Origin of the sequence: Sphingobium rhizovicinum (assembly GCF_042647625.1) — a bacterium.
GTDB classification, from domain to species: Bacteria; Pseudomonadota; Alphaproteobacteria; order Sphingomonadales; family Sphingomonadaceae; genus Sphingobium; species Sphingobium rhizovicinum.
The window spans coordinates 1519905-1540485 of the sequence record NZ_JBHRVU010000004.1 but is presented as its reverse complement, the minus strand read 5'-3'; the positions used below and the strand labels follow the sequence as shown (position 1 = coordinate 1540485).

The 20581-nt window shown below is 63.4% G+C and carries 17 protein-coding genes; 5 read left to right on the top strand and 12 right to left on the bottom strand.

Translation table 11 applies throughout. The annotated features are described in order from the left end of the window. Positions 1-25: 25 nt before the first annotated feature. Complete coding sequence (locus ACFOKF_RS08755) at positions 26-724, top strand: GcrA family cell cycle regulator (RefSeq protein ID WP_380795080.1); 699 nt, start codon at positions 26-28, stop codon at positions 722-724. A 70-nt stretch (positions 725-794) separates the two neighbouring features. Here the strand turns inward: ACFOKF_RS08755 and ACFOKF_RS08750 are convergent, their stop codons facing one another. Then, on the bottom strand, positions 795-1634 hold the full coding sequence (locus ACFOKF_RS08750; RefSeq protein WP_380795077.1) for an outer membrane protein: 840 nt from the start codon (positions 1632-1634) through the stop codon (positions 795-797). Positions 1635-1795: 161 nt separating this feature from the next. On the opposite strand from ACFOKF_RS08750, the gene parE reads away from it, so the two are divergent. Next, positions 1796-3772, top strand: a complete 1977-nt coding sequence (gene parE / locus ACFOKF_RS08745) for a DNA topoisomerase IV subunit B (RefSeq protein WP_380795076.1) — start codon at positions 1796-1798, stop codon at positions 3770-3772. Next, positions 3772-5076, top strand: coding sequence for a serine hydrolase (locus ACFOKF_RS08740; protein WP_380797723.1), 1305 nt, complete (start codon positions 3772-3774; stop codon positions 5074-5076). Before parE ends, ACFOKF_RS08740 begins: the two co-directional genes overlap by 1 nt. A gap of 54 nt (positions 5077-5130) precedes the next feature. Here the strand turns inward: ACFOKF_RS08740 and ACFOKF_RS08735 are convergent, their stop codons facing one another. From ACFOKF_RS08735 to uvrC, 9 genes are all read right to left on the bottom strand, one after another. Then, positions 5131-7872 carry an autotransporter outer membrane beta-barrel domain-containing protein gene (locus tag ACFOKF_RS08735; protein WP_380795074.1) on the bottom strand — a complete coding sequence of 914 codons (2742 nt, stop codon included), beginning with the start codon at positions 7870-7872 and terminating at the stop codon, positions 5131-5133. A gap of 549 nt (positions 7873-8421) precedes the next feature. Then, positions 8422-9213: a LysR family transcriptional regulator gene (locus tag ACFOKF_RS08730; RefSeq protein ID WP_380795072.1), complete on the bottom strand. Its 792-nt coding sequence runs from the start codon at positions 9211-9213 to the stop codon at positions 8422-8424. Next, the gene (gene apaG / locus ACFOKF_RS08725) at positions 9210-9608 is read right to left on the bottom strand and encodes a Co2+/Mg2+ efflux protein ApaG (RefSeq protein WP_380797721.1); all 399 of its coding nucleotides are present in this window, start codon (positions 9606-9608) and stop codon (positions 9210-9212) included. The genes ACFOKF_RS08730 and apaG overlap by 4 nt, the downstream gene beginning before the upstream one ends. 38 nt (positions 9609-9646) lie before the next feature. Beyond that, a complete protein-coding gene (locus ACFOKF_RS08720) occupies positions 9647-10855 on the bottom strand; it encodes a trans-sulfuration enzyme family protein (protein WP_380795070.1) in 1209 nt (402 codons plus the stop codon). Beyond that, positions 10852-11844, bottom strand: a complete 993-nt coding sequence (locus ACFOKF_RS08715) for a threonine dehydratase (protein ID WP_380795068.1) — start codon at positions 11842-11844, stop codon at positions 10852-10854. The genes ACFOKF_RS08720 and ACFOKF_RS08715 overlap by 4 nt, the downstream gene beginning before the upstream one ends. Positions 11845-11906: 62 nt before the next feature. Continuing rightward, complete coding sequence (locus ACFOKF_RS08710; protein ID WP_380795065.1) at positions 11907-12326, bottom strand: hypothetical protein; 420 nt, start codon at positions 12324-12326, stop codon at positions 11907-11909. 87 nt (positions 12327-12413) lie between these two features. After that, the gene (gene leuB / locus ACFOKF_RS08705) at positions 12414-13457 is read right to left on the bottom strand and encodes a 3-isopropylmalate dehydrogenase (protein ID WP_380795062.1); all 1044 of its coding nucleotides are present in this window, start codon (positions 13455-13457) and stop codon (positions 12414-12416) included. 50 nt (positions 13458-13507) lie between these two features. Next, positions 13508-14242: a DNA repair protein RecO gene (gene recO / locus ACFOKF_RS08700; RefSeq protein WP_380795060.1), complete on the bottom strand. Its 735-nt coding sequence runs from the start codon at positions 14240-14242 to the stop codon at positions 13508-13510. Between the two features lie 454 nt (positions 14243-14696). After that, entirely contained in the window at positions 14697-16610 is a 1914-nt protein-coding gene (uvrC, locus tag ACFOKF_RS08695) for an excinuclease ABC subunit UvrC (RefSeq protein WP_380795057.1), read from the bottom strand. A 155-nt stretch (positions 16611-16765) separates the two neighbouring features. Between uvrC and ACFOKF_RS08690 the strand changes: the two genes are divergently transcribed. Next, positions 16766-17818, top strand: a complete 1053-nt coding sequence (locus ACFOKF_RS08690; protein WP_380795055.1) for an NAD(P)-dependent alcohol dehydrogenase — start codon at positions 16766-16768, stop codon at positions 17816-17818. Positions 17819-17968: 150 nt separating this feature from the next. After that, the gene (locus ACFOKF_RS08685; protein ID WP_380795053.1) at positions 17969-19273 is read left to right on the top strand and encodes a M20/M25/M40 family metallo-hydrolase; all 1305 of its coding nucleotides are present in this window, start codon (positions 17969-17971) and stop codon (positions 19271-19273) included. A gap of 156 nt (positions 19274-19429) precedes the next feature. Here ACFOKF_RS08685 and ACFOKF_RS08680 read toward each other — a convergent pair whose 3' ends face one another. Further along, positions 19430-20041: a F0F1 ATP synthase subunit B family protein gene (locus ACFOKF_RS08680; protein WP_380795051.1), complete on the bottom strand. Its 612-nt coding sequence runs from the start codon at positions 20039-20041 to the stop codon at positions 19430-19432. After that, entirely contained in the window at positions 20034-20528 is a 495-nt protein-coding gene (locus tag ACFOKF_RS08675; protein WP_380795049.1) for a F0F1 ATP synthase subunit B family protein, read from the bottom strand. The genes ACFOKF_RS08680 and ACFOKF_RS08675 overlap by 8 nt, the downstream gene beginning before the upstream one ends. Positions 20529-20581: the final 53 nt, after the last annotated feature.

Sequence of the window (20581 nt, the reverse complement as noted above, 5' to 3'; positions counted from 1 at the left end):
TACGAGATTTGTGAGGAGTTTTTCATTGTCCTGGACCGACGAGCGTATCGACCAGCTCAAAGGGATGTGGGAACGCGGCCTGACCGCGAGCCAGATTGCCGATGAACTGGGTGGCGTCAGCCGCAATGCGGTGATCGGCAAGGCCCATCGCCTTGGCCTGCAATCGCGCCCTTCGCCGGTGAAGGCGAACGAAACGCCCAAGAAGGCGGCTGCGCCCACGCCGCGCAAGCCTGCGCCAGAACCCGAGGCGCCTCGCGCTGCGGCGCCCGTCGCCCCTGCGCCTGCCCCCGTGCGGGCGCCTGCCGCGCCGGCGCCCGCTGCGACTCCCGCCGCGCCGGCAGCCACAACGCCGGCCGGCGCTAACGATGCGCCGGCGCCCGCGCCCCAGCCCCGTATCATCTCGGTCGGCCCAGGCGGCTTTCTGCGCCAAGGCCCTGGCGACCAGCAGGCGCCGATCCCGCCCGCACCGCCGCGCCGCCTGGTGCCCGCCAAGCCCAGCGCGGAAATCGCCGACAAGACCAGCCTGCTCGATCTGACCGAACGGATCTGCAAATGGCCGATGGGGCATCCGGGCGAGCCGGACTTCCATTTCTGCGGAGAGCAGGTGAACCCCGGCTTCCCCTATTGCGTCGAACATTGCGGCCGCGCTTATCAGGCGCAGCTGCCGCGCGGCACGCGCCGCCCCCCCCCGCCGCTGCCGTTCGGCGGCCCGCGGGTCCGCTAAAGGCCGGGAATTGAAAACAAAAAGGGGCCAGCTCTCTATGAAGGCTGGCCCTTTTTTGTTTGAAGATCGATTAGAAACGGAAGCTGGTCGTCACCATCACGCTTTGCGTGTCGAACTTATCGCCGCGGTTGATGCTGGCGCCGCCCGACGGGGTGATGCGGAACGGGTTGGTTGCCGGGGCAGTGCCCGCCCCCACATCAACGCGATAATCGCCGACATTGTAGCGCGTCCATAGATAGCGGGCGCCGATCGAGAAATTGCTCGACACCTTGGCCTCTACGCCCCCGCCCATGGTCCAGCCCCAGGCATCTTCCTTGCTGTCGAACTGGGTGAAGCTGTTTGCGCCGTTGCTGGTCGTGAAGTTGTTCTTGACCTTGGCATAGGCAAGGCCGCCCGTGATATAAGGCATGATGCCGCCCGGCGTCGTATAACCCAATCGCGCGCGCAGATTGGCATTCCAGTCAATCTTGCGCCGCATCGTGTAAAAGGCCGGGGTGGTCGAATATTCCGTCACCTTGTCATCGATATAGGCTTGCCCAGCTTCGGCGACGACACCGGCGACGATGCTGCCGAACTGCCGGTCATAACCGACATGCCCCATCCAACTGATGGCATCCTTGTCGTCATCGCATCCGCTGCCCGGCGTAGAACCGCGCGCCGCGCCGCCGCAGGTTCCGGGCGAAAAGGCATTTGCACCAGACGCAGTCGTCACCACATCGTCATAATTGCCATCGGCATCGGTATCGAACCGCAGATGTTCGTTATTATCGCTTTTCTGGAATGTGTAGCCAAAGGAACCGCCGACATAAGGTCCGCTCCAGTCCACGGGTTCATTGTCCTGCGCCATGGCCGGTGAAGCCAGGGCGAGCGCCAGGGTGGCGCCTAGCGGCGCAAAAACAATTGCCTTCATGAAATTATCTCCTCACCTGATGCAGAGATTTTTCTCTCCATGGTCCCGCTGCGAACGAAGGGACCGTCGACTTTGTTGCATTCACCTTTGTGACAATTGATTGCTGCTGTGGCTTATGCGCAACGCTTGCGCCCGCCGTCCGGCCGCTTATAGCTTGTCGCATGTCCGAAGACCTGTTCGCCGCCAACACCTCCGCCACGCCGCAATATGACGCCTCCACCATCGAGGTGCTGGAAGGACTGGAGCCGGTCCGCCGCCGCCCCGGCATGTATATTGGCGGTACGGACGAACGGGCGCTGCACCATCTGGCCAGCGAAGTGCTGGACAACAGCATGGACGAGGCTGTCGCCGGCCACGCCACCCGGATCGAGGTGACGCTGGAGGCCGGCAACAAACTGACCATCACCGACAATGGCCGTGGCATGCCGATCGACGAGCATCCCAAATTTCCCGGCAAGTCGGCGCTGGAAGTGATCATGACCACGCTCCATTCGGGCGGCAAGTTCGAGGGTAAGGCCTATGCCACCTCCGGCGGCCTGCACGGCGTGGGAGCCAGCGTGGTCAACGCACTGTCGACCGAGACGATCGTGGAAGTGGCGCGCAACAAGGAATTGTTCCGCCAGAGCTTTTCGCGCGGCCTGCCGCAAACCGAATTGCTGAAGGTCGGCGCGGCGCCCAACCGTCGGGGCACATTGGTCAGTTTCGTGCCGGACACCGAAATTTTCGGCGAACAGAAGTTCAAGCCGGCGCGCCTCCACCGCCTTGCCCGATCGAAGGCCTATCTGTTTGCCGGCGTCGAAATCCGCTGGAAATGCGATCCTTCGCTCATCAGCGATGATACGCCGACTGAGGCCGTGTTCCAGTTTCCCGGCGGCCTCGCCGATCATCTGAAGGAACAGATCGGCGATCGCGAATGTGCGACCAGCGTCTTCTTTTCAGGCAATCAGGATTTCCCCGGCGCCGCTGGCAGGGTCGAATGGGCGGTCGCCTGGCCGCTCTGGTCCGATGGATCCTATAGCTGGTACTGCAACACGATTCCGACGCCCGATGGCGGCACCCATGAAGCAGGGCTGCGCGCCGCTCTAGTCAAGGGCATCCGCGCCTTTGGCGACCTGGTAGGGCAGAAGAAGGCGAAGGACATCACCGCCGACGACATCATGACGTCATCGGAAATCATGCTGTCGGTCTTCATCCGCGATCCGCAATTTCAAAGCCAGACCAAGGACCGGCTGACCAGTCCGGATGCGGCGCGGCTGGTTGAAAGCGCGGTGCGCGACCATTTCGATCATTTCCTTACCGACCATATGGACCGGGGCAAGGCGCTGCTCGCCTATGTGCTCGACCGGATGGACGAGCGCCTGAAGCGCAAGCAGGAGAAGGAGGTCAAGCGCAAGACGGCGACGAACAGCCGGAAATTGCGCCTGCCCGGCAAGCTGACGGATTGTTCGAACGATGACCCGGAAGGCGCTGAAATCTTTCTGGTCGAAGGCGATTCCGCCGGGGGATCGGCCAAACAGGCGCGCGACCGCAAGACGCAGGCGATCCTGCCCCTGCGCGGAAAAATCCTCAACGTCGCCTCAGCAAACACCGCCAAGATATTGGCAAATCAGGAAATTGCCGACATGATCCTGGCGCTGGGCTGCGGCACGCGCAAGGATTGCAACCCGGACAATCTGCGCTACGAACGCATCGTCATCATGACCGATGCCGACGTCGATGGCGCCCATATCGCCACGCTGCTGATGACCTTCTTCTTCCAGGAAATGCCTGAACTGGTGCGGCGCGGACATCTCTATCTGGCGCAGCCGCCGCTCTATCGCCTGGTCGCGGGGGGCAAGAGCCTCTACGCCAAGGATGATGCGCATCGCGAGGAGTTGCTGGCCAAGGAGTTTAAAGGCAAGAAAGTCGACATCAGCCGCTTCAAGGGGCTGGGCGAAATGAACCCGATGCAGTTGCGGGAAACCACCATGGATCCCAAGACGCGCATGCTGATCCGCATCACCCTGCCCGACGATATTGAGGATCGGCAGCAGGTGCGCGAACTGGTCGATCGGCTGATGGGCACCAATCCGGCCCACCGCTTCGCCTTCATTCAGGAAAATGCGGCTGCGGTGGATGGGGAAGCGATCGACGCGTGATGTCGATGTGGCAGAGCAATCGCCACTGGCTACTCTGCTTCCTGATCGCCGCCCTCGCCTTGCTCATTCCGCATCCAACATCAGCGCAGCAACCCTCGCCAACATATCAATCCCGCGCGGAACAATTGCTGCACATCCTCTCCGCTCCCGGCGGCGAGGATGATTATTTCTCCCCCATCTTCCTCGATGCCGTGCCGGTGGATCGCTGGCGCGCCATCGCGGCCGATCTACGCGCCCAGCATGGCCGGCCGGTGGCTTTGGGCGCGATCAGCCAGACCAGCGACACGGCCGGACAGGTTGAAATCCGTTATGAACGGGCGACGGTCGGCTTCTCGCTCGTCGTCGCGCCGCAAACGCCCAACCGGGTCGTCGGCCTGCATATCGTCGGCGCAAAGACGGCGCAGGATAGCTTCGACAGAGTTATGACCGATATCGCCGCCCTGCCCGGCAGCAGCGCCTTTGCCATCGCGAAATTGACCGATGCTGGCCCGCAATTGCTGCACGCCCACCGCGCCGACGCGCAGATGGCGACGGGCTCCAGCTTTAAACTTTATATACTGGCCGAACTGGTCCGCGCGACACAGGCGCATCAGAGGCGCTGGAGCGACGTCATTCCGCTCGGCCCGAAGAGTTTTTCCGGCCGTCTGATGCACTGGCCCGATCGGGCGCCCATGACGCTCCATAGCCTTGCCACCGCGATGATCGCCGAAAGCGACAATAGCGCCAGCGACACGCTATTGCGCGCACTGGGGCGGGAACAGGTCGACGCGATGCTGGCGACCGCCGGCCATGCGGATGCGCGCAAGGCGCTGCCGCTGCTCAGCACCGCAGAGGCTTTCGCACTCAAGATGCCGGCCAATGCCGCTCTGCGCCAGCGTTATGCGCAAGGGTCGCTTGCCGATCGTCGCGCCCTCCTACGCGATAGTGCGCCGCGCCTGACCGCTAGCATGGTGGATGTGGGTAGCGTCGCCGAAACCCCGACCGCGATCGACAGCATCGAATGGTTCGCGTCGCCGGCCGACATGATCGCGCTGCTCGACTGGCTGCGTGTGCGGGGTGGAGAGGCTCTACCGATCATGGCGGTCAATCCCGGCATCGCGCCGGCTGACGCGAAACGCTGGCGCTATCTGGGCTATAAGGGCGGCAGCGAGCCGGGCGTCATGGCGATGAACCTGCTGGCGCAGGCGCAGGACGGAAGCTGGTATGCGCTCAGCGGCAGCTGGAACAATCCGGCGGCGCGAGTGGAGGAGAGCCGGTTCGTGGCGCTGATGACGCGCGCGATGAATTTGGCGGCTGATAGATGAAAGGGATGCGTGGCGGAAAGGGCTTGCCCCTCCCCGCCACGTACATGGCCGCTGTCAGAGCGGCCAGCGCAGGCTGGCCTTCACGCCATGATCGCGCAGATTATCGCCAATCTGCCCGGAATAGGACAGGCTGAGCACCGGGCCGGACTTGAGCCGGGCTTCGACGCCCAGGTCCACCGCCGCGACATCCTTGGCGATGGGCGGCGCGGTGATGGCGAAGCGGTCGCCATCGACAAAGGCCATCGAGGCCAGCGCCGTGCGATTGCTGCTGGCATGGCGCCAGGCGGCCGATCCGGTCAGCGCGACGATCGTGTCCGCCTTTGGCGTCAGGCTGGCGCTGAAGCGCCCGCCAAGGGTGCTGAACAGGACTTGCGAATTCTTGCCATGGACCAGCAATTTCGCCGCCCCGCCCCGCTCCACATCCGTGCTGCTGTCCAGATGGACATAGGCCAGACCCGCGATCGGCTCGATCGTGGCCGGACCAACACCGATCTTGTAGCCAAGCTCGCCGAACGCCTGCCCGATGCCGACATCATATTTGCCGCTGAGCGTGTCGGTAAGGCCGGGGAAAGACACGGACCGATTGGTCTTGACCGCCCGGAACGTATAGGATGCGCCCCAGCGCGCCGAAAAGCCCCGATCCTTTCCATAGCCGGCATAGGCGCCCATATGGACTTCATCCGCCTTGGCCGAAGACGAACGCGCCGGCAGCTTGATGCTGCTATGGCTGTAGCCCGTGATCAGACCGATGCGCAGCGCGCCGCTGCGGATCATGTCATAGCCAAGGAAGAAGCCGGCAATGTCACGATCATAACGCGCGGCGTTGCCATCGCCCTTCATCCGTCCCCAGGAGCCAAAGCCGCGGAACCACAGGGCATTGGGATCGGTGACGTCGAGCAAGCGTCCATTCACCGCCTCCCGGATGAAGCGGCTGTCCTCCAGCGCGGCGGCGCGGGCGGTGGCGTGGATTTCACCCGAAATCGCATCGAATGCGACACGGGCGTCCGCCTCCGTCTGGAGATAGCCGATCGCATCGTGCAGCGTGCCGGTCGTGCTGTCGGCACCCGCCGCCGCCGAAATCTGGTTGGGTGTTACGCCAGCCGATGCGAAGCTGCGGGTCTGTGCGACATCGAGATAGACACTATTGGCGTCATAGGTATCGACCAGATTGTAGAAGAGAGACACCTGCGTATCGCCCGACAGCGCATAGTCGCCGGCAACGCCGCCATCGGCGGTCAGGACGGTGTAGCGCTTGCCCAGCACATAGCGCGCGGCGTCCGTCTTCGTCACGACCAGTCGGGAGCCGCTGTCCAGCGTCGCCGCGCCGGAAATGTCGATCAGATCGGTGTCGCCCGCTGACGTCAGTTCCACAGCATAGGTCGATCCTGCCGCCTGCTGATAATCGCCATTGACGCTGAGCGTGCCGATCGACCCGCCCGGCGCGACCACGGAGCCGGATTGCGCGGCTATGCCGCCCACCGTGCCATAGCCCCCCAGCGTCGCGCCATTGCCGACCGTCACCACCGAATTGGCGATGCCGCCATTGACCTGCAACGTGCCTGCGACAACCGAGGTCGCTCCTTCAAAGCTGCTGTCCGCCGTCAGTTCCAGTCTGCCTGCACCAGCCTTGAACAGGCTTCCCTGGCCGGAGATCGCGTTTGCGAAGGTCGCATCGACCGGCTGTTCGAAGATGAGGTGCGCGCCGGCGTCGATCACCGCTTCACCGCTGCCGAAGCTGGTTGCCGATCCGATCAGCGTGCCGCCCGCCACCGTGGTCGTGCCGGAATAGCTGTTGACTCCGCCCAGAGCCAATACGCCCAGATCCGTCTTGGTGAGCCCGGCCGTGCCGGTCAGCGGCGCATCTATGGTGGCGACGAAGCCGGCGCCATCGGCCGTGCCGTCACCAACCCGGATGGTCGCGGCCGTGCCGCTCAGTTCGATCGGCTCTCCAACGACATGATAGCCGCCGACGGCAAAATGCATGCCTTCGACCGCGACATTGCCCAGGCTGTTGTCGACCGTCACCGTGCCGGCCGCGCCCGCAAAGGTGACGCTGCCGGGATTGGGCGTATAGGCGCCGTTGACGCCGCCGGTCGCCTCTGTCCAGTTGGCGGTAGTGGCATCCCACACGCCGTCCCCGCCATCGACGACGCCATTGCCCGCATTACCCGAAGCGCCATCCCAATAGAGGAACTGGCCGGTCGGCGGCACGGTCGGCGGCGTCACGACCGGCCCCGTGCCGACATCGATCAGGCCGCCATCGACCCCCTGGGTGAAATCGAAATAATTGTCATAGGGATCGACGTCGTTCAGCGTGAAGGCCAGCGCGTTGGTCGCCAGCAGGCTGTTGTAAATATCCGTCAGCACCGCCAGGTCCGTCGTGCTGAAAAAGCCCGTCGCCAATATGCTGTCGCCGAACCCGTTGTTCGTTCCCAGCAACGTCTGACCGTCGGAGGTCGTTTGATAGGCGGTCACATCGGACCAGTTGCCCAGCACTATGTCATTGACCGACAGGGTATTTTCGCCGTCGTCAAAATCACCGGGAGCGGTATCGCCGTCATAGAGGGTGATGCGGACGGACAGCGCCTGAATACCACCGCCCAACTGATCCAGCAGCGTACTGTCATAGCCGGTCTGGGTTCCAAACAACAGAGGATTGCCGGTAGCGACGCCCGGAACCGAGTTTTCAGAATAATTGGCATAGCCCCGGTACAGTTGCGACGCGGCAAGTTGAGACACCACGCGATTATTGTTGGTTCCGGTCATATCGACGACGATGCCGCCGACTTCCGTCACTCCTGATGGAAGAGCGCCGCCCGTAGGAGAATTTCGGGTTTCATCACTGGCGCTTGCGGGAACAGAATAACATAGCGCCATGGCACTGGCCGCTAATAATAGACCTATTTTCATGCTTCACTCCATTTTCAGCTATAATTGGCGAACCAATATATAAATCTGTGGAGCGACCCCTTTTTTTGGTCATGCGCATGATATTATTACGCACACGCCCTATCATCGACGAAATTTCTGTCGATGGTTCTTATGCTGCATCAAGTGGATATGAAATTAGGATGGCGTTGCGTCAAAAAGAAAGAAATTCACGCCAGATTGACAATGATATTGGAACAAACATAACATAGACTGTTATATATTTGTTTCTGAAACGAAATTATATTTGCGATACCATCAACCTTCGCATCGTCATTTCGAAGATCGAAGCAATGGCGAAGCGAAATTTTCAGATTTTTTTGTCGCAACCGAACACAATAATCGGCGCACCATCTGCCTCATAGTGAGGGTAAGACAGTTGCCGATTAATTGGACAGCCCGGCCAAGGGAAAGATGTCAGGTGGTCAGCGCCTCGACCAGCGCCTTGACCTTCTTTTGCCGCCATTGCGGCAGCGGCGCGATCAGCCAATAGGCAAGCAGGGTCGGGCTGGTGTCGCCCACCTGCCGAACCCGGCCGGCCGCCAGATCGGCCTGCGCCAGCAGCAACGGCACGCGCGCGCGGCCGAAGCCGCTGACCGCCGCCTCGATCGCCAGACCGCCATCGGCGACGCGGATGGTCGCAGGCTTGTCTCCAGCAGGGCAACCGGGCCAGTCGATGCGATGATCGGGGCCACCGGCCGCCGCCTCCACCGTGACATAGGCGGCCTCGCCGATCTTGACGCCTTCATGCTCCCCCGCGCTGTCCGTCAGGCGCAGGGCGATGTCCAGATTGGCTTCGGTGAAGTCGAGCGCTTCGTCCGCGGCGATCAGTTGGAAGGTCAGGTCGGGCTGGCCAGCGGCATAGGCTGCCAGACGCGGCTGAAGCCATTTGGCGCTGATGTCGCGGGGCGCGGCAATGGTCAGCGCGTGGCTGGACTGCCCGGCCTGCATCGCCCGAACGGCTTCTTCAAACTCCAGAAAGCCGGCGCGCAATGCATCCAGGCCCGCTTCGGTTTCCGGGGTCAGTTCCAGCCCTTTGGGCGTGCGGCGGAACAGGACGACACCCAGCATATCCTCCAGCGCGCGGATCTGTTGCCCCACGGCCGCCGGCGTCACCGCCAGCTCGTCCGCCGCGCGAGTGAAGGACAAATGCCGGGCCGCCGCATCCAGCACGCGCAGGCCGTTGAGCGGCAAATGCGTCCGCTTCATTCGGCCACCGCCGGCGCAACCAGAGCGAAATGCGGGATCGCCACTTCGAACGTCTCTCCAGCAGCGCCGATCATGCGATAGCTGCCCTGCATGGAGCCGGTCGGCGTGCCCAGCGGGCAGCCTGATACATAGTCATAGCTTTTCCCCGGCTGCACCACCGGCTGTTCCCCCACCACGCCATCGCCATCGACCCGATGCTGCGCCCCGCGCCCGTCGGTGATGATCCAGTGGCGGGTCAGCAACTGCACCGGCTGGTCGCCCAAATTCTCGATACGGATATGATAGGCCCAGAACCACCGCCCCCGATCCGGCTCCGATTGTTCGGGCAGGAAGGTGACGGCGACATGGACGGTAATATCCCGCGTCGTCGCATGAAAGGGGAAGAGCGCAAGCACGGTCATGTTTCAGGAATGCGCCCTAACCCCCGCGTCCGTCAACGGCCTATCGCGCGCAATGCCTGGTCGAAATCAGCGATGACATCATCCGGGTCTTCCAGACCGACGTTGAGCCGCAGCATGTCTTCGGTAATGCCCACTTCCAGCCGGGCTTCTTCCGCCATGCCGAAATGGGTGGTGGAGGCAGGATGCGTCATGAGCGACCGGGAGTCGCCGATATTGTTGCTGATGTCGACCAGTTCCAGCGCGTTGAGCAGGCCATGGGCCTCCGCCCGGCCGCCACCGACATAGAGCGAGAAGATCGGACCGGCGGCCTCCATCTGCTGCATGGCCAGCGCATGCTGCGGATGGCTTTCAAGGCCGGGATAATTGACCTTTGGCAGGCGCGTTTCCAGGAAGCGCGCAACCTTGAGCGCATTGTCGCTCTGACGGCGGATGCGCAGGTCCAGCGTTTCCAGCCCCTTGAGCACCACCCAGGCGTTGAACGCGCTGAGTGTCGGGCCGGTGTTCCGATGGAAGGGCAACAGGACATTGTCGATCCAGTCGCGGGTGCCGCAAATGGCGCCGGCCAGCACACGGCCCTGACCATCCATCATCTTGGTCGCGCTATAGGCCACGACATCCGCGCCGAAATCCATCGGCCGCTGAAGCGCGGGCGAGGCGAAGGCATTGTCGACGACGGTGGTGATGCCATGCGTTTTGGCAATGGCGCACACGGCGGCAATGTCCACCACATCCATGGTCGGGTTGGCCGGCGTTTCGAAGAAGAAGACCTTCGTATTGGGCTTTACCGCCGCTTCCCAGGCGGCAACGTCAGCGCCGTCGATCGTGGTCGTCTGAATGCCGAATTTGGGCAGCAGCGTGTCGACCAGCCAGCGGCAGGAGCCGAAGGCCGCCTTGGCCGCGACGACATGGTCGCCCGCCGACAACTGGCACAGCAGAGCGGCGGTCATCGCCGCCATGCCGGTCGCGGTGGCCCGGCACGCCTCCGCGCCTTCCAGCAGGGCGATGCGCTGTTCCAGCATCTCCACCGTCGGGTTCTGAAGGCGGCTATAGGTCATGCCCTGCTGATCGCCGGCGAAGCGCGCAGCGGCGTCCTCCGCCCGGTCATAGCAATAGCCGCTGGACAGGAAGAGCGCTTCGGACGTTTCGCCATATTCGGTGCGCGCCGTGCCGCCCCGGATGGCCAGCGTCGCCGGCTTCCAGTTCTTCGTGATCTCCGGGTTCTGACCGCTCTTCCGCTTCATATCGCCTTCCGCAATTCCACGCGCGGGGTGGCCCCGCCCAATATCTCCGCCATCTGGCTCCTGTCGCCATTACCGCCCGACAGGATTACCGCAACCTTCTTGCCGCGCATCGTCTCTTTTTCCTGCATCAGCGCGGCCAGCGCGACGGCGCCAGCGCCTTCGGCGAGATTATGGGTGTCCTCCCAATAGATGCGGATCGCCTGCGCCACCTCATCATCGGTGACGGCGACGAAGCGATCAGCGCGCGGCCCGAAATAGTCGAGCGCGGCCTGAACCGGGGTGCAGACCGCGACGCCATCGGCAAAGGTGTAGGCGGTCGGGCTGGAGATGAGGCGGCCTGCCTCGAACGACAATTTTGCCGCATCGACATGAGCAGAGACGACGCCGACAATCTTCGTCTTCAGGCCCAGCGCATCACGCGCGGCAATCGTGCCGCACAGCCCCGATCCGCAGCCAACGGGCACATAGACGGTGTCGAGATCGGGCACCGCATCGAACAGTTCCAGACCATAGCTGGCGACGCCGCGCACCAGCTGATCATGATAGGCGGGCACCATGAACAGGCCCTGTTCTTGCGACAGACGCAGCGCTTCCGCCTTGGCGCTGTCGAAATCATGGCCATGTTCGATCAGGTTCGCGCCAAAGGCGCGCATCGCCCGGTTCTTTTCCAGCGCATTGCCATGGGGGACGACGATGGTGACGGACAGGCCCGCCGCCTTGGCCGCGCGAACCTGCGCCTGGCCATGATTGCCGCGGGTGGCGGTGATGATGCCGGCCACTTCGGGATGAGCGGCGCGCAGCCAGTCGATATAGGTGATCGCGCCGCGCACCTTGAACGCGCCGGTGGGCGTGTGGTTCTCATGCTTCACCCACACATCGCAGCCGCTGCGCCCGGCCAGCAGGGGCCAGGCATATTGCGGCGTCGGCGGCACCTGTTCATGGATCAGGGCGGCGGCGGAACGAAGCGAGGCAAGCGAAAGATCGGTCATTCAGCGCCCTTATCGATCAGGCGTAAGTGCGGACAGGACCGATGCCCAGATATTGGCCCCCTTCACGCAGCCCGTTGCGCCGGCCCCTGCAACAAGGGATGGAGATTGGCTTCTTCCCATTCCATCTGGTCATAGAGGCCGTTCTGCAAAGCCAGCACGCCCTGGCGATAACCCGGCCAGTCGGCCGCGATCTGCGCCGGGGTCCAATATTTGATATGGTCGCTGTAGCGCAGGAACAGGGCGACTATCGCACGGCTGTGATCGCGGAAAATCCGGTCGGCCTGCGGCGCCATCGCGCCCCGGCGCACATCCCGCACCATCGCATCCTCACGCGCCATATGTTCGCGGAACAGTTGCGAAAAGCCGATCCGACGACGGGCAATATCCGGCATGTCCTCCACCCGCGCATTCTCCATGGCGTGGGCGAAATTCCGCATCATTTTGCGCAGGCCATCATGATCCTGCGCCAATATCATCTGCATGTCGTGCGACCCCATTTTCCGATTAGATCGGCATGAGGCCGCAAAACTTAAGACAATCAGTCGATTATGCGACGAACCGAGGCGCGATCAAAGCGCGGCCAGCACCGCGTCGCCCATTTCCACCGTGTTCATCGCGCCGCCCAGATCGGGCGAGCGCGCGCCGTTGGCCAGCGCCTTCGCCACCGCAGCCTCGATCCGGTCGGCCTGTTCGGGCAGGTTCAGCGAATAACGCAGCATCATCGCGGCCGACAATATGGTCGCCAGCGGATTGGCCTTACCCTGCCCGGCAATGTCGGGCGCGGAACCGTGGATCGGCTCATACAGGCCCTGCCCGCTGCCGTTCAGCGTGGCCGACGCCAGCATACCGATGGAGCCGACGCACATGCTCGCCTGATCGGAGAGAATGTCGCCGAACAGGTTGCCGGTGACGATGACGTCGAACTGGCCGGGATTGCGAACCAGCTGCATCGCGGCATTATCCACATACATATGGGTCAGGGCGACGTCGGGATAGTCGGCCGACACTTCGATCACCACGTCACGCCACAACTGGCTGGTTTCCAGCACATTGGCCTTGTCCACCGAACACAGCTTGCCGCGACGGGCGCGGGCGGCCTGGAAACCGGCATGGGCGATGCGGCGCACTTCGGCTTCATTGTACGACATGATGTCATAGCCTTCGCGCAGGCCGTCAGCGGTGGTGCGGAAACCCTTTTCGCCGAAATAGACGTCGCCATTGGTTTCGCGGACGATCAGCAGGTCGATGGAGCCGGCAACTTCGGGCTTCAGCGCGCTTTCATGCGCCAGTTCGGGGAAGACCTTGGCCGGGCGCAGGTTGGAGAAAAGGCCCAGTTCCTTGCGCAGACCCAGGATCGCCTGTTCGGGGCGCAGATGCCGTTCCAGCGCGTCGCAATCGGGATCGCCCACCGCGCCGAACAGGATGGCGTCGGCGCGCTTCGCGACGTCGAGCGTTTCGGGCGGCAACGGATGGCCGACCGCCTTATAGGCGGCGCCGCCGACCAGACCGTCTTCATAGGTGAGGCCGTCAATCGCCAGCGCATCGAGCACGCGCTTGGCCTGGGCGACGATTTCGGGACCGATGCCGTCTCCGGGGAACAGGGCGATCAACATGGCGGGCACTCCTTATATTGCGTGGCGCTCCCTTATGGAGACAGGAGGTTTCACGCAACCGCCCTTTTGAGGCGCTCCACCAGTCTTTCGCGCGCAGCCAGCACATCGGCGCGCCGATCGATCAGGACGGATCGTTCAAGGAAGAAGCCGGTGAGGCGCAGCCCGTCGAGTATCTGGCCCCAATCGCCCATTCCCCCTTCCAGCAAGAAGGGCGGCAGGGGCAGCAGCCGGCTTTCATAGCCCACCGCCGCCGCGCGGCTGACGGCAGCGGCGCTGCGCGGGCTGACATAGGCGAGATCGTTCGTATCGCCCAGCGCGGCGCAACGGGTCAGGTCGAGGCCGAAGCCCAGTTCAGCGAGCAACAGCAGTTCGTAACGCACCAGCGCCACGGCCCATCCGCGCGCCGCCGGCGCCGCCTCCACCGCGTCGAGCAGGCCGGACAGCGCCTGATGCAGCGCCGGATAAGGTGTGCCTTCCGGCAGCGAGGCGGCGGTGAGCGCACAGCTCCAGTCGATCGCAGCGGCAGGCAAAGGCTCGGCATGGAGCGGCGCGCGGCTATGGGCGAGTTCGACGGTCAGGCCGGCAAGCTGATCCTCCGTGCGGGCGCGCAACTCCGCCATCACGACATTGCCGGGCATCAGCACCGGCCGCAGCGCCCGCGACCGCCCGCCCCGCACATAGCCGGGCAGCAGCCCGTCGTCCGGCGTCAACAGCCGCGCGATCGCGCCATGTTCGCCATGATGGCGCACGGCACAGACGATGGCGGCGGTGGTGAGATGGGGCATGGCTTAGCCTCTTAGAGGCTGAAGCGGCTGGCTCCAAGGCTGCTGCGTGGATCGGATACCGAACCCATTCTTGCCTGAAGATGGCCATAAAGCGACAAAAGCACCGCAAAACGCGCATGTTTTTGTCGCTTTATGTCGCCTTTGACGAAATCAGCGCGGCGGAGTGCATCGACAATGGAAAGAGCAGGTCATGCAGTAGGAAATTGCGGGATTGTAGGACAGCAACCAGATGGGGAGTTTCGGCCAGAAGCGGACGTCGGGCGGTCGTTTTGGCCTGCCCCATAGCCGTCACCCCAGCGAAGGCTGGGGTCGCAGGCGGTAGCAGAATGAGGCCAGCCGTATAGCGCTATCCATTTATGTCGCGTGCGCCTGCCTGAGATGCCAGCCTTCACTGGCATGACGAAATTCTTGAAAGCTGCCAGTCGCTTAACCACCCATCCTGGCCCATCCACATTCATCCATGGAAATAATCATAGACCTGCTGAGCGACGGCCTTCGACACGCCGGGCGCGCGTTGCAGATCGTCCAGCGCGGCGTCGCGGACGGCGCGCGCCGTGCCGAAATGCATCAGCAGCGCCTTCTTGCGGGCGGGGCCGATGCCGGGGACTTCGTCCAGCGAACTGACCGTGATCGCCTTGCTGCGCTTGGCGCGGTGGGCGCCGATGGCGAAGCGGTGCGCCTCGTCGCGCAGGCGTTGCAGGTAGAAAAGCACCGGATGGTTCAGCGGGAAGGTGATTTCGCGGCCGTCCAGCAGGTGGAAGACTTCGCGCCCCTCGCGCCCATGATGCGGCCCCTTGGCGACGCCGATCATGGTCACATCCTCTATGCCCATTTCCTCCAGCATCGTGCGGGCGGCCGATAGCTGGCCCTTGCCGCCGTCGATCAGCACCAGATCGGGCCATTCGCCGCTGTCGCGATCCGGGTCTTCCTTCTGCGCGCGTCCAAAGCGCCGTTCGAACATTTCGCGCATCATCGCGAAATCGTCGTTGCTGATCTCCGGGTTCTTCATGTTGAACTTGCGATAGGCGTTTTTGCGGAACCCTTCCGGCCCGGCGACGACCATCGCGCCCAACGCGTGCGCGCCCTGAATATGGCTGTTGTCGTAAATCTCGATCCGGTCGGGCACGCCCTCCAGCCCGAAGGCTTCGACCATATCCTCCATGATGCGGCCCTGGCTGGTGGTTTCCGCCAGCCGCCGGTCGAGCGCCTCCACCGCGTTGCGCTGCGCCTGCTTGATCAGGCGGGTGCGGTCGCCGCGCTGGGGCACTTCGATCCGCACCTTGCTGCCGATCCGTTCCGACAGGGCCAGCGCCATCAGTTCGCATTCGGCCGGTTCGCGGTCGGTCAGGATCAGCCTGGGCGGCGGCACTTCCTCGTAAAATTGCGCCATGAAGCTTTCCAGCACCTCCTCCGTCGCGACGTCGGCGGTGTGGACGGGGAAGAAGCTGCGATGGCCCCAATTCTGCCCGCCGCGAATGAAGAAGGCCTGGATGCACATGGATCCGCCCTTTTCCGCCAGCGCGAAAATGTCGGCGTCGCCCAGCCCTTCGGCGTTAATGGCCTGACTGCCTTGAATGAAGGTCAGCGCCTTCAGCCGGTCGCGGATCACCGCCGCCTGTTCGAAATCCAGCGCTTCGGCGGCCTGCTCCATCGCCGCGCCCAATTTCTTCTGCACGGCGGTCGATTTGCCGCCGAGGAAATCCTGCGCATCGCTGACCAGTTCGGCATAGCCCGCCGCATCGATGCGATCGACACAAGGAGCCGAGCAGCGCTTGATTTGATAAAGCAGGCAGGGTCGCGAGCGGTTGGAAAAGAAGCTGTCGGTGCAGGATCGCAGCAGGAACAGCTTTTGCAGCGCATTGATTGTCCGCGTCACCGATCCGGCGCTGGCGAAGGGACCATAATAGCGGCCCTTATATTTGCGCGCGCCGCGATGCTTCTGGACGCGGGGAAAGGCATGATCGTCGCGCAGCAGGATGAAAGGGAAGCTTTTGTCGTCGCGTAGCAGGACGTTGTAGGGCGGCCGATAGCGCTTGATCAGTTGCGCCTCCAGCAACAGCGCTTCGGCTTCGCTGTTGGTGGTGACGATGGTCATGCTGCGGGTCTGGGCGACCATGCGCTGGAGCCGCCGGGGCAGACGATCCACCTGCGTATAATTGGCGACGCGGTTCTTCAGCGCGCGCGCCTTGCCCACATAAAGGACGTCGCCGCGCGCATCATGCATCCGGTACACGCCCGGACGGGTCGGCAGCGTCTTAAGCGTGGTGCGGATCGCCTCCACCCCGGTATCGATATCCGGCTGGCTGCCGGTTATGGTGAAGCTCGCCTTGTCTTCGTTGAAACGATCGGGGGATTGGGGGCCGGACATGAGGGCAGAGATAGCGTCGGACGGTGGTTTGGCAATGGGCGGGCTTGAACGCCGCCTGTTTCCTTCCTATCTATACCGAGCTGTATAGATTTACGGCCCCTCCCAATACCCCTCGCCATCTCTGGCGACATCACCAGCATCAAAGGGACCACCCAATGAGCGTAAAAGCCTATGGCGCCTATGCCGCCGACAAGCCGCTGGAATCCATCGACATCGAACGGCGCGCGGTTGGCGCCCATGATGTGCAGATCGCCATCGCCTATTGCGGCGTCTGCCATTCGGATCTGCATCAGGTCCGTTCCGAATGGGACGGCACCCAATATCCCTGCGTCCCCGGCCATGAAATCGTCGGCCATGTCACCGCCGTCGGCGACCATGTGAGCAAGTTCAAGGTCGGCGACACCGTCGGCGTCGGATGCATGGTCGACAGCTGCCAGAGCTGCGCCGCCTGCGACGAAGGGCTGGAGCAATATTGCGAAAACGGCTTCACCGGCACCTATAATGGCGCAACCGAAGATGCGCCGGGCCACACGCTGGGCGGCTATTCGCAGAGCATCGTCGTGAAGGATGATTTCGTCCTGAAGATCAGCCATGCGCCTGAACAGCTGGCCGCCGTCGCGCCCCTGCTGTGCGCCGGCATCACCACCTGGTCGCCGCTGCGCCACTGGAAGGTCGGGCCGGGCCAGAAGGTCGGCATCGTCGGTATCGGCGGTCTGGGGCATATGGGCATCAAGCTGGCCCATGCGCTGGGCGCGCATGTGGTGGCCTTCACCACGTCCGACTCGAAGCGGCAGGACGCGCTGGATCTGGGCGCGGACGAAGTGGTCGTGTCGCGCAATGCGGAAGAAATGGCGGCCCATGCCAACAGCTTCGACTTCATCCTGAACACGGTCGCCGCCAGCCATAATCTGGACGCCTTCACCACCCTGTTGAAGCGGGACGGCACGTTGACCCTGGTGGGCGTGCCCGAGCATGCGCACCCCTCGCCCAATGTCGCCGCGCTGATCTTCAAGCGCCGCGCCATTGCCGGGTCGCTGATCGGCGGCATCGCCGAAACGCAGGAAATGCTCGATTTCTGCGCCGAAAAGGGCATCACCTCCGAAATCGAGCTGATCGCCGCGCAGGACATCGAAGCCGCCTATGCACGGATGGTGAAGAGCGACGTCAAATATCGCTTCGTGATCGACAGCGCCACGCTGGCGGCCTGAACCCATTTCATGAGGTAAGGGAAAGGGGGTGCGGAAACGCGCCCCCTTTTTCGTTGGCCCTTTACGTTGGAACGCAGGCTCGACAATCCATGGTTGCGGTCTTTAGACCGGCCCGGCGTGTCGCACTGATAATCACGAAAAGGACGAAGAATGAAGCGCCTGGCGCTAAGCATGATCCTGGCGGGAACGGCCCTGTCGGCCACTATCGCCCCTGCCGCAACGGCCCCCGCCCCTTCCCCCGCAGACGCCAAGGCGATTGCCGCCATCCGCGCGCGCCCGGCGGTGAAGGCCGCTTTCGCCGCGCTGGAGGCCGAGCATGAGCAGTGGGTGAAGAATATCATCACCCTGACCGAAATTCCTGCCCCGCCTTTCAAGGAACAGGCGCGTGGCAAGGCCTATGCCGATCTGTTCCGCGCCGCCGGTTTCAGCGATGTGGAGATTGACCCGGTGGGCAATGTGCTGGCGCTGCGGCGTGGCACGGGCAAGCCGGGCGGCAAGGTCGTCGTCATCGCGGCGCATCTGGATACTGTCTTCCCCGAAGGCACGCCGGTTACGGTCAAGCGCGAGGGCAATCGCCTGATGGCGCCGGGGATCGGCGACGATACGTCGGGCCTCGCCACGCTGATGAGCCTGGCCAAGGCGATGAACGCCGCGAAGATCGAAACGCCCATGGACATAGTGTTCGTCGGCAATGTCGGAGAAGAGGGTCTGGGCGACCTGCGCGGCACGAAGCAATTGTTCAACGCGGGCAAATATAAGGGCCGCATCGCCAGCTTCTTCTCGATGGATGACAGTTCGACCGACGGCATCGTCACCGGCGGCGTCGGATCGAAGCGGTACAAGCTGACGTTCAAGGGGCCGGGCGGCCACAGCTTTGGCGCATTCGGGCTGGTCAATCCGATGACGGCGATGAGCCAGACGGTGGTGGACCTGTACAGGATCCCGGTGCCGGCGTCGCCCAGGACGACCTATAGCGCCAGCGTGGTGGGCGGCGGTTCTTCGGTGAACGCCATTCCCGAAGAGATATGGTTGCAGGTCGACATGCGATCGGAAAGCGCGGAGGAACTCGCGAAGCTGGAACAGGCGATGCTTGCGACGGCGGACCGGGCGGTCGCGACCGAAAATGCGGCGCGATCGACGAAGGACGGGGCGATCAGCGTCGACAAGGAGATGATCGGCGATCGCCCGGCCGGCCATAGCGACACCAGCAGCGCGCTGGTCCGCCAGACGGTGGCGGCCTATGCGGCGGAAGGCGTGACCGCCCGGTTCAGCTTCAGTTCGACCGACGCCAATGTGCCGATGAGCCTGAGCATCCCCGCGATCACCATCCCCCGCGCGGCGACCGGCGGACGCGGCCATTCGCCCGACGAATGGATCGACGTGACGGCGGAACCGTCTCTGAAGGTCAAGCGGATGGACCTTATCGCGCTGCTGGCTGCGGCGGGGTATCGGTGAATGGATTGGCCTGCCGGGAATAATTCCCGGCAGGCTTGCCAACCGCTTCTCGACTTCGTTCGAAGCGAACGGGTTGTGATCCATATTATCCCAAACAGAAAAGGGCCGGTGCGCATGTCGCACCGGCCCTTTTCTGTTCGCTTCGATCTGGTCCGATCAGTTGATCGTGCCGAGGCCCGAAATCGCGCTGTCGACCAGCGCCTTGTCCGCCTTGGCGTCATGGCCCTGGGCGATCAGGGCGGCGGCGGCGGCGGTGGCCGCGTTCACCGTCTTGGCGCGGATGCTGGCGATCGCCGTGCGTTCAGCCGCCCCGATCTTGTCTTCCGCCATCTTCTGACGACGGGCGACCAGCGCTTCGGCATTGACCCTGGCGTCGGCAATCAGCCCTTCGGCTTCATGTTCGGCCGCCTTGCGCATGGCGTCGGCTTCACCGGCCGCAGCGGCCAGCTTGGCTTCATATTCGCCCTTGAGCGCTTCGGCTTCGGCGCGGAGCCGGGTCGCTTCGGCCAGCTGTTCCTTGATCTGCGCGATCCGGCCGTCCAGCGCCTTGCCGATCAGGGCAGGCACCTTCTTGACCAGCAGGATGACGATGAACACCGCCATCGCCAGGCTGACCCAGGCGGTCGCGTCCATGCCGACCGCCTTGGGATCGGTATGGGGTTCGACGCCTTCATGGGCGACGGTGCCGACCGGTTCCATGCCTTCGCTATGGATCGCCTGATTGAGGTGCGGAGCTTGCGCTGCGCTGTGTGCTGCTGCCTCAGCCATGGGCCAGTGCCGCCTTTACTGCGTTGCGGGCTGCGTCTTCCGAGGCTTCCACGCCGGAAATGCGAGCCACCATGTCGCGCGCCGCATCGGCGGCGACGGTTTCGATTTCTGCCAGCGCCGCATTGCTTGCGGCCTGGATGCGGGCTTCAGCCGCAGCAATCTTGCTGGCGACGTCGGCATCGGCGGCGGCGAGCTTCGTTTCCGAAGCCTTGGCTGCTTCCGATTTCGCCTTTGCCACGATGGCCTGTGCGGCCGTGCGGTTCTGGGCGTCGCGAACGCGATAGTCGGCTTCCGCTTCGTCGGCGCGGGCGAAGGCCGCCTTGGCCGCGTCCAGATCGCCGCTGATCTTCGCGTCGCGCGCGTCCGCCGTGCCCTGAACCTTGGGCACCATGCCCAGGCCAATGACGAAGAAGACGAGGCCGAAAGTCAGCAGCAGCCAGAAGATCTGACTGGAGTAGGTATCGGCAATTTGCGCGATTTGAGGCATATTACGGTCCGTCCGATCAGAGGGCGGTCAATATCGGAAACGGGCAAGGCATT

Bases quoted from the DNA above. Each gene is read 5' to 3' on its own strand.
- ACFOKF_RS08750 (WP_380795077.1), bottom strand. From the start codon at position 1,634: ATGAAGGCAATTGTTTTTGCGCCGCTAGGCGCCACCCTGGCGCTCGCC.
- parE (WP_380795076.1), top strand. From the start codon at position 1,796: ATGTCCGAAGACCTGTTCGCCGCCAACACCTCCGCCACGCCGCAATAT.
- ACFOKF_RS08740 (WP_380797723.1), top strand. From the start codon at position 3,772: ATGTCGATGTGGCAGAGCAATCGCCACTGGCTACTCTGCTTCCTGATC.
- ACFOKF_RS08730 (WP_380795072.1), bottom strand. From the start codon at position 9,213: ATGAAGCGGACGCATTTGCCGCTCAACGGCCTGCGCGTGCTGGATGCG.
- ACFOKF_RS08720 (WP_380795070.1), bottom strand. From the start codon at position 10,855: ATGAAGCGGAAGAGCGGTCAGAACCCGGAGATCACGAAGAACTGGAAG.
- ACFOKF_RS08715 (WP_380795068.1), bottom strand. From the start codon at position 11,844: ATGACCGATCTTTCGCTTGCCTCGCTTCGTTCCGCCGCCGCCCTGATC.
- ACFOKF_RS08710 (WP_380795065.1), bottom strand. From the start codon at position 12,326: ATGCAGATGATATTGGCGCAGGATCATGATGGCCTGCGCAAAATGATG.
- leuB (WP_380795062.1), bottom strand. From the start codon at position 13,457: ATGTTGATCGCCCTGTTCCCCGGAGACGGCATCGGTCCCGAAATCGTC.
- recO (WP_380795060.1), bottom strand. From the start codon at position 14,242: ATGCCCCATCTCACCACCGCCGCCATCGTCTGTGCCGTGCGCCATCAT.
- uvrC (WP_380795057.1), bottom strand. From the start codon at position 16,610: ATGTCCGGCCCCCAATCCCCCGATCGTTTCAACGAAGACAAGGCGAGC.
- ACFOKF_RS08690 (WP_380795055.1), top strand. From the start codon at position 16,766: ATGAGCGTAAAAGCCTATGGCGCCTATGCCGCCGACAAGCCGCTGGAA.
- ACFOKF_RS08685 (WP_380795053.1), top strand. From the start codon at position 17,969: ATGAAGCGCCTGGCGCTAAGCATGATCCTGGCGGGAACGGCCCTGTCG.
- ACFOKF_RS08680 (WP_380795051.1), bottom strand. From the start codon at position 20,041: ATGGCTGAGGCAGCAGCACACAGCGCAGCGCAAGCTCCGCACCTCAAT.
- ACFOKF_RS08675 (WP_380795049.1), bottom strand. From the start codon at position 20,528: ATGCCTCAAATCGCGCAAATTGCCGATACCTACTCCAGTCAGATCTTC.